At 66.6% G+C, this 12,881-nt stretch carries 13 protein-coding genes; 12 read left to right on the forward strand and 1 reads right to left on the reverse strand.

The features are described 5' to 3' along the window. Positions 1 to 49: 49 nt before the first annotated feature. Entirely contained in the window at positions 50 to 2,266 is a 2,217-nt protein-coding gene (locus tag VFW04_11655; protein HEX5179977.1) for a prolyl oligopeptidase family serine peptidase, read from the forward strand. A gap of 99 nt (positions 2,267 to 2,365) precedes the next feature. Further along, positions 2,366 to 2,581, forward strand: a complete 216-nt coding sequence (locus VFW04_11660) for a hypothetical protein (protein ID HEX5179978.1) — start codon at positions 2,366 to 2,368, stop codon at positions 2,579 to 2,581. Positions 2,582 to 2,696: 115 nt separating this feature from the next. Here VFW04_11660 and VFW04_11665 read toward each other — a convergent pair whose 3' ends face one another. Further along, positions 2,697 to 3,461, reverse strand: a complete 765-nt coding sequence (locus VFW04_11665; GenBank protein ID HEX5179979.1) for a creatininase family protein — start codon at positions 3,459 to 3,461, stop codon at positions 2,697 to 2,699. 153 nt (positions 3,462 to 3,614) lie between these two features. Between VFW04_11665 and VFW04_11670 the strand changes: the two genes are divergently transcribed. The 10 genes from VFW04_11670 (at position 3,615) to VFW04_11715 (ending at position 12,763) form a co-directional block, all read left to right on the forward strand. Next, the gene (locus tag VFW04_11670; GenBank protein ID HEX5179980.1) at positions 3,615 to 4,439 is read left to right on the forward strand and encodes a GvpL/GvpF family gas vesicle protein; all 825 of its coding nucleotides are present in this window, start codon (positions 3,615 to 3,617) and stop codon (positions 4,437 to 4,439) included. A gap of 7 nt (positions 4,440 to 4,446) precedes the next feature. After that, positions 4,447 to 4,749, forward strand: a complete 303-nt coding sequence (locus VFW04_11675) for a gas vesicle protein GvpG (protein ID HEX5179981.1) — start codon at positions 4,447 to 4,449, stop codon at positions 4,747 to 4,749. An 11-nt stretch (positions 4,750 to 4,760) separates the two neighbouring features. Continuing rightward, on the forward strand, positions 4,761 to 5,552 hold the full coding sequence (locus VFW04_11680) for a GvpL/GvpF family gas vesicle protein (protein ID HEX5179982.1): 792 nt from the start codon (positions 4,761 to 4,763) through the stop codon (positions 5,550 to 5,552). After that, positions 5,549 to 5,800 carry a gas vesicle protein gene (locus VFW04_11685; protein ID HEX5179983.1) on the forward strand — a complete coding sequence of 84 codons (252 nt, stop codon included), beginning with the start codon at positions 5,549 to 5,551 and terminating at the stop codon, positions 5,798 to 5,800. The genes VFW04_11680 and VFW04_11685 overlap by 4 nt, the downstream gene beginning before the upstream one ends. Beyond that, positions 5,760 to 6,455 (forward strand): GvpL/GvpF family gas vesicle protein, encoded by a 696-nt coding sequence (locus VFW04_11690; GenBank protein ID HEX5179984.1) that lies wholly within the window; start codon positions 5,760 to 5,762, stop codon positions 6,453 to 6,455. Before VFW04_11685 ends, VFW04_11690 begins: the two co-directional genes overlap by 41 nt. After that, entirely contained in the window at positions 6,448 to 6,819 is a 372-nt protein-coding gene (locus tag VFW04_11695) for a gas vesicle protein K (protein HEX5179985.1), read from the forward strand. Before VFW04_11690 ends, VFW04_11695 begins: the two co-directional genes overlap by 8 nt. A gap of 62 nt (positions 6,820 to 6,881) precedes the next feature. Then, positions 6,882 to 7,244 carry a gas vesicle protein gene (locus VFW04_11700; protein HEX5179986.1) on the forward strand — a complete coding sequence of 121 codons (363 nt, stop codon included), beginning with the start codon at positions 6,882 to 6,884 and terminating at the stop codon, positions 7,242 to 7,244. Positions 7,245 to 7,251: 7 nt separating this feature from the next. After that, a complete protein-coding gene (gene gvpA, locus VFW04_11705; GenBank protein HEX5179987.1) occupies positions 7,252 to 7,572 on the forward strand; it encodes a gas vesicle structural protein GvpA in 321 nt (106 codons plus the stop codon). A gap of 4 nt (positions 7,573 to 7,576) precedes the next feature. After that, entirely contained in the window at positions 7,577 to 9,838 is a 2,262-nt protein-coding gene (locus VFW04_11710) for an ATP-binding protein (GenBank protein HEX5179988.1), read from the forward strand. A gap of 147 nt (positions 9,839 to 9,985) precedes the next feature. After that, on the forward strand, positions 9,986 to 12,763 hold the full coding sequence (locus VFW04_11715; protein HEX5179989.1) for an EAL domain-containing protein: 2,778 nt from the start codon (positions 9,986 to 9,988) through the stop codon (positions 12,761 to 12,763). The last annotated feature ends 118 nt before the right edge of the window (positions 12,764 to 12,881 follow it).

Consider the following 12,881-nt stretch of genomic DNA (forward strand, 5'->3'; position numbering starts at 1 on the left):
TAACGTGACGCGCGTCAGGAAATGCGCGGACCTGATTTAGGAGGAAGCCATGGCTAACGGGAGCTCGAAAGTGTCGCTCGTGGCCGCGTGTGCCATTGCCATGTTCGCGGCACGGGTTGCGTACGCGCAGTCGGCGCCGCCTGACGCACCGATCCGCCCCGACACCGTCGACTACTTCGGCACCAAAGTCGTCGACAACTACCGCTACTTCGAGAACCTGCACGATCCCGAAGTCCAGCAATGGATGAAGGCGCAGGCCGACGACACCCGCGCAACCTTGGACGCGCTACCCGGCTATCCGGCGCTGCTCGCGCGTATAACGGAACTCGATGCGTCGGAGCCGGTCCACGTGAGCCAGCTACAGATCGTCGCGGGTCGCTATTACTCGCTGCGGAGGCCGGCCGGGTCGCAGTCTTCCAAGCTGTACGTACGCGATGGCGTGCATGGCGAGGATCACCTGCTCATCGATCCGGCGACGCTCGGCGCCGACCAGCACGCTCATCTGACCATCGATGGCTATGCGCCTTCGCCAGATGGCCGCTATGTCGCCTATGGGATCGCCGCCGGCGGGTCGGAACAACGGACGCTGCACATCCTCGACGTTCGGTTAGGTAGGGACCTGCCGGAAACAGGGGATCGCATCCAGGGCGAACCCGTCTGGCGTGCCGACGGCCGCTCGTTCTTCTATTCGCGCCAGCAGAAGTTGACGGCGGACATGTCCTCGACGCAGGAGAACGACAACCCGCGTGATTACCTCCATGTGCTCGGCCGCGCGTTCGACGACGATCCGCCGATTGTCGGCCGTGGCGTGAGCGATGAGGCGTTCTCCCTCGCACCGACTGAATTCGCCGACGTCATGACGGCGCCGCGCTCGCGGTACGCCATCGCGTTCGTCTTTGCTGGCACCGATAGCCGCATGCGCGTGTACGCGGCGCCCGTGGACTCGGTGCGCGACAGACACACCGCGTGGCGTCCGATCGCCCCCAGCTATGATGATCAATACATCGGCGGCGACGCCGCGGAAGTCGCGAGCATCGCGTTGACCGCGGACACGTTGTACTGGTTGTCGCGCAAGGACGCGCCACGCGGCCGAATTCTGAAGGTCGATCTGACCAGAAGAGACTCGAAGCCGGAAGTCGTGGTGCCCGAGGGCGAGCTGCCGATCTCCGAGGTGTACGCTGCCCGCGACGCGATCTATTGGCGGGTCAGTGACGCCGGCATCAACAGTGTTCGTCGTCTGCGCTTGGAGCGCGGCGCACGTCCAGAGTCCCTGCGCCTGCCGTATGCTGCAAACGTCTCCGACATTTCGACGGACGCGGAGAGTGATGCCACCGTACTCTCGGCAACGAGCTCGGTGCGTCCGCCGGCGTACCTCGGCGTGGACGCGAAGACGGGTGCCGTTACCGACACCGACTTGCAACCAGCCGGACCCGCCGACCGCCCCGACGATCTCGTCGACGAAGAAGTGAAAGTGAAAAGTTGGGACGGCACCCAAGTCCCGCTGTCGATCATTCACATGAAAGGCATGAAGCGTGACGGCAGTCACCCGACCGCCATGCTTGGCTACGGCGCCTACGGTGTCGATGCCTCGTCGCCGTACTCACGAAGCATGCGCGCCTGGTACGAGCGCAACGGCGTCACTGCCACCTGCCACGTGCGCGGCGGCGGTGAGTACGGGGAAGCGTGGCACCAGGCTGCATTTCAGGCGACCAAACCGAACAGCTGGAAGGACTTCATTGCCTGCGCCGAGTTTTTGATCGCGCATCAATACACGAGCGCTTCGCATCTGAGTGTCGTTGGTGGAAGTGCCGGCGGCATCCTGGCTGGGCGCGCAATCGAGGAACGCCCTGATCTGTTCGCGGCGGCCGTTGCCAGGTCTCCGGCCGCTGACATGCTGCGCCTCGAGACGACCGCCATCGGCCCGCACAACATTCTCGAGTTCGGTAGCGTCAAGACTGAAGCCGGCTTTCGATCACTCTACGCGATGAGTCCCTACGTCAACGTGAAGGATGGCGTGAAGTACCCCGCCGTCTTGATCACGACCGGCATCAACGATCCTCGCGTGCCCGCGTGGATGCCGGCCAAGTTCGCTGCGCGCCTCGAGGCCGCCACCGCGAGCGGGAAGCCGGTGCTCTTACGAGTCGACTACGACGCGGGCCACGGCTTCATCGACGCAACCCAGCGGCAACGCGAGTTGTGGCTCGCCGACGACCTCGCGTTTTGGCTCTGGCGCTCTGGCGATCCAGCGTTTCAACCAAAACGGTAGAGGGGAAAGCATGACTGATGCGAGTGGCATCGCACCGTCCCCGACCGCGGCGGCTGATTCGAGCGCGCCCCGCGCCGTCGACGCGCGAGCGAGAGACCGATGGTTCTTCGCCATTGCGGCCGCGCGCCGTCAGGCTCCGGCATCCGCATTGATGCGTGCATTATCATCTGTGCAATCGTCGATGCGCTCAGTCATCGCCGATTGCATCCGGCGCTTGTGTGGGGCGGCCTCACGATCATCCTCGTCCAGCCGCTGAGCCTGCTGTTGGGCGCCACGTCCGCCTGGATGCACGTCGCCCGGATGCTGGTCTCGTGACGCCGCTCGCCACGCCGGCGGCGCATGCCTAACGCGCTGCGGGCGCGCTGAGAACGGTATCGTCGTCAGGTAGGAAGGCGGCCCTGCAGACATCGAGGGGCCGATCCAAGCGGGCTCATTTGTACATGGCTTTGGGGTCGGCCTCTGCCAACTCGACCAGAAAGTCGGCGATCTCCCGGCACACGGCGTCGAAATACACACGGCCTTTCTCGGCCGTCGCCTTGCCCGGGTTCCCCACGCCGGTATCGTCTGTCACTTCCGTCCAACGACGCGGCGCCCATGCCCACCCCTCGCGCAGCCCGCGTACCCGAAAGCGACGGGCGGTACCCGGACCGGCTTCGCCCAGCGGACGCACCAGGTGGGGCGCGATCGCCATCATCACGCTTGTCTCGAGCTCGCCTGCGTGATCGCCCGGCTCTTCAAAGTGCGCCTTGGGATCGCCGCACACGTACCAGTTGAGCGAGCACAAGAATAACGGCGTCGCGGGTTGCAACTCCCGGATCATCTGCCGGAAATCGTTGCCGCCATGGCCATTCAGCACGACGAGCTTTCGCACGCCGTGCGGCGCGATGCTTCTCGCCACGTCGCCCAGCACCAGCGCCTGCGTGCTGGGATTCATGTTCACGCAATACGCGACGTCCAGCTGGCCTGTGTTCACCCCAAATGGAATGGCCGGCAGCACCAGCACGCGCGCGCCGGCTTCCCACGCCAGACGCGCCGACTCGTTTGCCACCGCCTCGGACTCGAACACGTCGGTCGCATACGGCAAGTGCCGGTTGTGCGCTTCGGTCGCGCCCCACGGCAGCACCGCGACTTCGTAGGCGGTGTCGCGCACCGTCGTCCAGGTGGACTCGGCGAGGAGGTAAGGACGTTCGGACACGGCAGCGATGTCATGTGAGCAGGGACAGCGAAGATGTCCTGCGGCGCGCACGGCCGCCACGGAGCACCCGCTCATCTTGACTCCGCGCGGTAACTTGCGCACGCTTTGGACGTTGCTCGCGGCTCATGTGCGGGCCGTTGGCTGGAGGTTGCGATGACGCAGCGACAGGAGCTGGCGATGGATGAGGTGACGCTCGCCCCGCGTACAACAGCGGGCCCGCCGGACGGTGGCAAGTACGTCTATTGCATCGTGCGCACCGACGCGCCGTGCGAGTTCGGCGCAATTGGAATGGGCGGGGAAGGGAGGCGTGTGTACACGGTGCACCACAAAGATCTCGCCGCCGTGGTCAGCGACACGCCGATCGTGATCTATGATCCGACGCGCGAGAACGTGCTGGCCCACGAGTTCGTCAACGAAACCGTGATGCGCGAGCACACGGTGATTCCGATGTCGTTCGGCACCGTGTTCCGCTCCGAGGACGACGTGACGGAGCTGCTGCGCTCGACGTACCAGGCCTTCAGCGACGTGCTGGACAAGATGCGCGACAAGATCGAATTCGGCCTCAAGGTATTGTGGGACCGGGAACAGGTCGTCGCGACGCTCGAGCGGACCAACGAGGAGATCGGCCGCCTGAAAGAAGAAATCGAGAACAATGCGCAGAGCTCCACGTATTTCGCCCGTGTTCAGTTAGGCAGGCTCGTCGAGTCGGCGCTCGAGGAAGCCGGCAACGCGTTCGTGGTCGACGTGCACGAGTCGCTGCGCCCGGTGGCCGTCGCCAGCCGGAGCAGCAAACCGATCGGCGATCGCATGATCATGAACGCCGCCTTCCTCGTGGAACGCTCGGCGAGCGAACTGTTCGACGAAAAGGTGCGCGAGCTGAGCCACCGCCACGAAGGCCTGCTGACGTTCAAGTACACCGGCCCGTGGCCGCCGTACAACTTCGTCAACATCAAGCTCAAGCTCGAGCGCGCGGACTAACGGACGCATGGGGCTGCTCGCGAAGCTGCTGACATTTCCCGTCTCCGGACCCGTGGCCGGCATCCGGTGGTCGCTGGAGATGGTGGAGCGCACGGCGCGCGAGGAGCTCACCGACGACACGGCGATCAAACAGGAGCTCATGGAGCTGCAGCTCGCCCTCGAGAGCGGGGATATCGACGAGGCCGCGTACCTCGTCCGCGAAGCGGAACTCATGTTGAAGCTGCGCGACGTCCGCTACTGGCGCGAGCAGTTCGGTATGGGCATCGCCGGCGGTCCGGTGCGCGTGCAGCGCGACGAGGACGACCGCTGACCGCGTCGATCCTGTACGCCTACGGTGTGGTGCGCCCCGCCGCGCCGATCGCGCGCGCTCCCCGCGGCCTGGATGACACGGTGGTGGCGCTCGAGCAGAATCCCGGCCGCCAGGTGGCCGCGCTCGTGTCGCGCGTCGACCCGGCGATCTACACCTCCGATGTGGCCGAATCGCGCGCCGGCGACGTCGGTTGGGTGGGACCGCGCGCCGTGGCCCACGACGCCGTCCTCAGTTGGGCGAGCGAAGCCGGCGGCGTCGTGCCGTTCCCGATGTTCACCCTGTTCGCGTCGCCGGACTCGCTGCGCGCCATGCTGCGCGAGCGCGATGCATCGTTAGGCGGGCTCCTCGACCGCGTCGCCCCCTGTCAGGAATGGACCGTCCGCGTGTTCCGTCTCGACGACCGCGCCGCCGCCGCGCTCGCGGAAACGAGCCCGGCGATCGCCGACCTCGAGCACCGCGCCAAAGCCGCGGCGCCGGGTCAACGCTACCTCCTCGAGCGGAAAGCCGACGAGATGCGCGGCGCCGAGCTCCGACGCGTGAGCGGAGACTCCGCCCGCGAGGCGTTCGATGCGCTCGCCGCACTCGGCGAACGCGCCGTGCGCGATGCCCTGCCGGCCGCGCCGTCCGGCGCCCGTCCGTTGGGCGTCGCCGTGCTCGACGCCTCCTTCCTCGTAAGGCGCGACCGCGCTGATGCGTTTCGCGCCCGCGCCAACGACCTGGCGGCCCGCCTCGAGCCGCGCGGCTTTCGCGTCGAGCTCAGCGGACCCTGGCCGCCCTATCATTTCGTGCGCGACGACGCGTGAGCGACGACGCGCTCGAGCTCTCGGGCGACGACCGCCTCGTGTTGGGCGATCTGTTGAACCACGTGCTCGACAAAGGCATCGTGATCAGCGGCGACATCACCATCTCGGTCGCCGACATCGACCTCATTCGCGTCGGGTTAGGCATCTACATTACCGCCATCCAGTCCGAGCTCGATCACGCGGCCGCGCAGGAGCGCGCGACGCCCGATGCCCACGTACCTGTATTGCATCATCCCCGCGGGCTGTGACCCGCCCGACGGATCCCGGCGCGGCGTCGATGACGCGCCCGTCCGCGAGCTTTCCGCAAAGGGCCTGGCCGCGTGGGTCAGCGACACGCCCGAGATGATCGTCGCGCCGAGCGTCGCGCGCGCACGGGCACACGACAACGTCGTGCGCGACGCGATGTCGCGCGCCACGCCCGTCCCCGCGCGCTTCGGCCAGGTGCTCGCCACCGACGCCGCCGCGGCGGATCTCCTCGCCCAACGGCGCGACTCGCTTCTCGAGTCGCTGGCGCGCGTGACCGGCTGCGTCGAGATGACGGTGCGCATCCTCTTCGGCAGCCAGCGCGCGGACGCCGGACCTGCGCCGCGCGAATCGGGACGGGCCTACCTGCACTGGGTTCGCGAGCGACAGCAGGCTCGGCAGTCCGTGGCCGATCAGGCCGAATTCTTGCGGGCGGCGCTGGCGCGGGCAGTCGGGGACGCTGGCGTCGTTCGCGAAATCCGTTGGGCTCCTGTCGCACCGGGCGCGCAGTCGGTGGAGTCGGCGCACCTGGTGCCTCGCATGCTCCTGGTTCGTCATCGCGACGTCGTCCGTGCGGCGGTCGAGCGGGACCATCGGATGAAAGTGATGCTTTCTGGACCATGGGCGCCGTATACCTTTTGCGCGGCCTCCCGTGAGTAGTGGACACGCCGGCGACGACGTGCCGGCGCCCGGTATCGAAGCCAGCGCGGGAAGCATCGACGCATTCGAAGCGGAGCTCCGCGCGGTGGCGCGAGCGCTTCCCGATCGCATCGACGCGGATCCCGAGCACGTCGAGGCCGGATTGGCCCGGCTCGTCTTGACAGTGGTTGAACTGTTGCGGAATGTGTTGGAGCACCAAGCTATACGCCGTATGGATGGCGGCTCGCTGTCGGAGGAGCAGATCGAGCGCCTGGGCCTGTCGCTCATGCGTCTCAACGAGCGTATGGCCGAGCTCAAGGCTGCGTTTCACGTGACGGACGACGATCTGAACATCGACCTCGGACCGTTAGGCCGGCTGCGATGAGGTCGCGCACCGCGCGCGCTGCGGGCGCTGCCTAACGGAAATCGACACTGGAGCACAGCGGAGTGCCCGAGCACATTGCACAGACAAAGAGTCACGGCCTGGTCGAGGTGCTGGACCGCGTCCTCGACAAGGGTCTCGTGATCGCCGGCGACATCAAGATCAATCTCGCCAACGTCGAGCTGCTCACCATCCAGGTGCGCCTCCTCGTCTGCTCGATCGACAAGGCCGAGCAAATCGGACTGAACTGGTGGCGGTACGATCCACGCCTCACGGGAGTCGTCGCGTCGCCGTTCGCGACCGCCGGCGACTCCGTCGAGAGCCGGCTCGCGCGCATCGAGCGCCGACTCGATGCGCTGGTCGCCCCGTCCCAGTCCGGTCACCCGCACCCGCCGCGCACGGGCGCCGAACCTTCATCTGCGGAGTGAGCGAACCATGGCTGTCGAGCGTTCGCCGGGCGGCAGTTCCCTCATCGACGTGCTGGACCGCGTCCTCGACAAAGGCATCGTCATCGACGCCTGGGTCCGCGTGTCGCTCGTCGGAATCGACCTCGTCACCGTCGAGGCGCGCGTCGTCGTCGCCTCGATCGATACCTACCTCAAGTACTCGGAAGCGGTGGGCCTCACCGCCTCCGGCTCGCGCCCGCGCGAGCTGGCCGGGGCGCTGATCGAAACCGAGCTCGAGCGCGTCCAACGCGAAAACCACGAGCTCCGCTTGCGCCTCGAACAGCTGAACGCGCCGGACCGCGTCGTGTAAGGACATGATCCTGCCTGGCTCGTCGGCGGGTCCCTATACGGACCCGCCGGACTATCTGCCGACGCTGGTAGAAGCGCCAGACTTTCCCGCCGCTGCACTCTTTGCGCTGACGGAGTTGGGACGCCTGGCCGGAAGCCAACGCGGTGCTCTGTTCGTCATCGACACCGCCGCGGAAGCCCTCACTGCCGCCAGCCTCCTCGGTGCCTCGCCCAACGATGAGCTGGCGAGCATTCCGTTAGGCGACCTCTCGCACCCCTGGGTCGCCGCCGCGGTGGCCATGCGGCCCGCGCGCTCGCGCCGCGACGACGCCGCAACCACCCGCCTGCCGATCGCCGACTGGATCGCGCTCCCGCTGCCGCAAACCTACGTGCGCAGCGCACCGATTCCGCTCCAGCCCCGCAACACCGCCGAGCTCCTCCGCTCGAGCGGCGCCGAAATCATCCCGGCCACCACGCGGGCCGGCCAATCGCCCGGCGGTGTCGTGGTCCTCGATGCGGCAAACCTGCCGGAAGCGGCCGTCGGTCAACTCGTTCGGCTGGCCGCGCTGAGCGGCCCGGTCTTGAGCCGCCTGGCGACGATCGGCGCGGCTCGGCGCGAGAACGATCATCTGCGTCAGATCTCGAGTCGGCTGACGCTCATGCTCAACGCCTTGCCCGACCCCGTGGTCATCACCGACGCGGCCAACAACATCCTGGTGCAGAACGAGCGCGCCGAGCATTTGCTGTCGACCCGGGAGTCGGACTCGCCCGGCCGACGCCGCGCGCTCGAGTTGAACAACCTGCTGTTCACGTCCGGCCTGGCGCGCGCCCTCATGACGGGCGACCTCCGCACCGCGCCGCGCGAGCTCACGCTGGTCGATCCGCTCGAGGGCGTCGAGCTCCTGTTCGAGCTCCTGTCCCATCCGTTAGGCGCCTCGGTCGAGAGCGAAGGCGTCGTGCTCTCCGTGCTGCGCGACGTGACCGATCTCCGCCGCGCCGCCGACGAGCTCGAGCACCAGGTGAAGCGCGGACGCCAGGCCGAGATGCAGGCCACCAAGGAGCGGGACCGGCTCAACCTGATCCTCACCAACGTCGCCGACCCGATTCTCGTCACCGACGACCGCGCGAAGATCCTGCTCATGAACGAGAAAGCCGAGCAGTTGTTCGACGTCGGCGGAACGACCGATACGTACGATTATCGGGTCAAGCAGGCCGCGTTAGGCAACGACACCAAGTTCTCCGCCTTCGTGGGTGAATTCGCGCTCTCGCCCGAACGCGACCGGCACGAACGCATGACCCTCGTCCGTCCCGAAGACGGCACGCTGCTCCCCGTCGAAGTCGTGTCCGGCAAGATCAGCAACGACCGCGGAGAAGCCGTCGCTATCGTGTCCGTGCTGCACGATCTCACGAAGCAAGTGGAGAACGAGCGCCTGTATCGAGAAGTCAAAGCGTTTTCGGACGAGCTCGAGGCCCGCGTGCGCGCGGCCACCAAAGACCTCGAGGCGCAGAACGAGCGGCTCAAATGGCAATCGCAAGAGCTCGAAAAGGCCAACAAGCTCAAGTCGGATTTCCTCGCCAGCATGTCGCACGAGCTTCGGACGCCGATCAACGCGATCATGGGCCACGCGTCGCTCACCATCGACCAGATCCACGGACCGCTCAACGACAGACAGCGCGATGCCCTCCGCCGCATCCGCGCCGCCGCTCAAGACCTCCTCACACTCATCAACGACCTGCTCGACCTCGCCCGCATCGAGGCCGGCAAAATGCCGGTCACCTACGAGCATGTGGACCCGCGCATCATCATCGCCGAAGTCCACCAGCAAGTCGAACCGCTGCTGCAGAAGCGCGGCCTTGCGTTCACGTCGAGCGTGTCCGAAGAGTGCCGCGAGATCGAGACGGATCGCCAGAAGTTCAAACAGATCCTGCTGAACCTCATCTCGAACGCCATCAAGTTCACGCCTCGCGGCGGGATCACCGTCACCGTGTGCATCGAGAACGGCGACGACCTTCGCGTCGACGTGACCGACACCGGCATCGGGATCAAGGGCTCCGATCTGGACATGATCTGGGAAGACTTCCGCCAGGTGGACCAGTCGATGACTCGCGAGGTGGGAGGCACGGGCCTCGGGCTGAGCATCGTGCGCAAACTTCTCGACCGGTTAGGGGGCCGCGCGTCAGTGGTCAGCACGTACGGTGCGGGAACCACCTTCACGCTCGTCTTCCCTCTTTCCCGCGAACGCCGGCGCGACGAGGCCGCCGAGCCGGCCCTTCCGGCCGCCGGCTGATCACTCGTTCGACCCGTCGGATTATTTGACACTCCGGCGGCCCGCGAACGTCCCGGCTGAGCCCGGCGCAAAGCATCCCGGCCGAGTGAAAAATCGCGCGCGGGCCGCTGCCATGAAACGTGTCGTCCGGACCCGCGTCTTCTGCTCATGGAATCGCACCGTCCGTCGGGGAGTGTGCCGGCACGGCGGGCATCAGCGTGGTGGCAAGACTGGGGGACCGCCCTCCCCGTACTCGCCGTTGCGTATTGCCTGCTGTATGTCATTTGGCGCGCATCCGGACCCCGGGACGACCTGACCACGCACGTCATCGCACGGCTGGCCTTCCTCCCGCTCAACGCCGGCACCGCATTGCTCGCGTGGCGCGCCGCCAAGCGCCATGCGCACGATCCGCGCACGCATCGCGCACTGCTTCTCGTCACGATCGCGTTTGTCTTCGTGCTGGCGGGCAACCTCGTCTCGTTTTACGTCGGAATGATCATGGACGGCGATCCAGGTGTGAGCTGGATCAACGTCTTTTATTTCCCCGTCTACCCGCTGCTTCTCACCAGTTTGTTGTCGTTCCCGCTCACCCGCCGGAGCGAACACGAAAATAGAAAGTTCCTGCTGGACGCGGCCGCCGTGCTGTTGGGCGGCGGCACGGCAATCTGGTTTTTCGTTCTGCGTCCGACGACGCAGGCCAACCATCTCGGAGCGCTGGCAAGCGCGATCGCTCTCGCCTATCCGTTAGGCGACATTCTGCTGTTCACCGGCCTCACCACGTTCCTCATGCGCCGGCCGGCCGAGAGCCGCGGTGGCGCGCGGACCTGGTTCGTCATCGGCATCTTCGCATACGCGATCTCGGATCTGGCCAACGACCTCGAGTTCAACAACGTCGGTTGGTTCGGTATCACGTCGTCCGATGTCGTTTACATCGGCTCCTACTGCGTGCTCATGTGGTCGCTGTCCCGCTTCTCGTGGCCGGCGTCGGCGACCCAGGCAGAAGAAAAGCTACCTGACGTGCAACCGTTCAGCCCGTTGCCGTATGTGGCGGGCGCGTTCCTCTTCGGCCTCATCATGGTCGTGGCCGTGCGCTCGTGGCCGACGCCGCTCAGCGTTCTGTCCATCGGCGCCATGCTCACGACGGCGTTCCTCGTCGTGCGCCAACTGGCCGCGGTGGGCGAGAACGCGCGGCTGGTCAGCGAGCGCGCCGCACGGGAGAACGAAGCACGGTTCCGGGCGCTGGTGCAGCACTCGACGGACGTCATCGCCATCGTCGATGTCGACGGTGTGATCCGATTCGTGAGCCCCGCGGTGACGACGATCTTCGGCTACGCTCCCGAGGATCTGCTCGGCCACAAAATGACCGAGTTTCTGCACCACGAAAGCGCGCGCGACGCGATCAGTTTGCTCGTTTCGGCGGCGGCGAATCCTGGTGTGACGCAGCCGGCCGAATGGAAGGTGCGGCATCGCGATGGTCGGTTGCTGAGCGTCGAGACCGTGGGCACCAACCTGTTGTCCGAACCCACGGTGGGCGGCATCGTGCTCAACACGCGTGATATCAGCGAGCGGAAAGCACTGGAGAAGCAGCTCACGCATCAAGCCTTCCACGATCCGCTCACCGGTCTCGCCAACCGCGTGCTGTTCCTGGATCGCGTGAGCCATGCGCTGTCGCTGGTGCGGCGGCACGATCAGATGCTCGCGGTGTTGTTCGTCGATCTCGATGGATTCAAGACCATCAACGACAGCCTGGGCCACGCGGCCGGCGACCGGTTGCTCGCCGTGGTCGCGTCGCGGCTCCAGACCTGCGTGCGGACGTCGGACACGGTGGCTCGGTTAGGCGGAGACGAGTTCGCGCTGCTGATCGAGGACGCGACCGACGACCAGGCGGCGGCCGAAGTGGCGGACCGCATCGCGGCGAGCGTCCGTCACCCGATCCTGATCGAAGGCAAGGAAGTGTTCATGACCGCCAGCATCGGGATCGCGACGGCCAAGGACGAGGGCAGCGCGGCCGATCTGCTGCGGAACGCCGACATGGCGATGTATGTCGCGAAGAGCCGCGGCAAGGCGCGGTGGGAGCGGTTCGAGCCGGGGATGCACCTCAAGGCGCTCGAACGGCTGGATCTCGAGGCCGAGCTGCGGCACGCGCTCGACACGGCCGATCAGTTCGTGCTGCTGTACCAGCCGATCGTGCAGTTGCAGACGGGCGAGGTGAAGGGGATCGAGGCGCTGGTGCGGTGGAACCATCCGCAGCGCGGGATGCTGACGCCGGTGCAATTCATTCCGTTGGCCGAAGAGACGGGCCTCATCGTTCAGTTAGGCCGATGGGTGCTGCGCGAGGCCTGCCGTCAGGCGCAGGTGTGGCAGGCGACGCGGACGGGCGGTCCGCCGCTCACGCTCACGGTGAACGTGTCCGGCTATCAGCTGCAGTACGACGGGGTGGTGGCCGATGTGCGTGCGGCGCTGGCCGACAGCGGGCTGGATCCGCGCAATTTGGTGCTCGAGATCACGGAGAGCGTGCTCATGCAGCAGAACGAGACGATTCTCGAGCGGTTGCGCGCGCTCAAGGCGGTGGGGGTGCGTCTCGCGATCGATGATTTCGGCACGGGCTACTCGTCCCTCGGCTACCTGCAGCGGTTCCCGATCGACATCCTGAAGATCGACAAGGCGTTCATCGACGACATCGGCGCCAGCGGCGTCGAGCCGGCGCTGGTGCGCGCCATCATTGCGTTAGGCGACACGCTGCAGCTGCAGACGATCGCCGAGGGCATCGAGCTGCGGCAGCAGTGGCATGGGTTGCGCGAGCTCGGCTGCGAGATGGGGCAGGGCTTTCTGTTCGCGCGCCCCGTGAGCGTCGGCCAGATCGACGCGTTGCTGGTTGGCCACGGGACGCGTGCGCCGGCGGGCCTGCTCCCCGCCGAAACGCCGGCTCCGCAGACCGCGCGCTAGCGGGTCTCTCGGCCGCGGCAGCGGTCCGGTTGAGAGCGCCGCCGCGGGGCGAGTGGCGAGGAAGCATCACGCGCGGGCCGCCGGTTTGCACCGGGTGTGGCGCGCCCGTACTTTCCGG

Source organism: Gemmatimonadaceae bacterium, from assembly GCA_036273715.1.
Taxonomy (GTDB): domain Bacteria; phylum Gemmatimonadota; class Gemmatimonadetes; order Gemmatimonadales; family Gemmatimonadaceae; genus JADGGM01.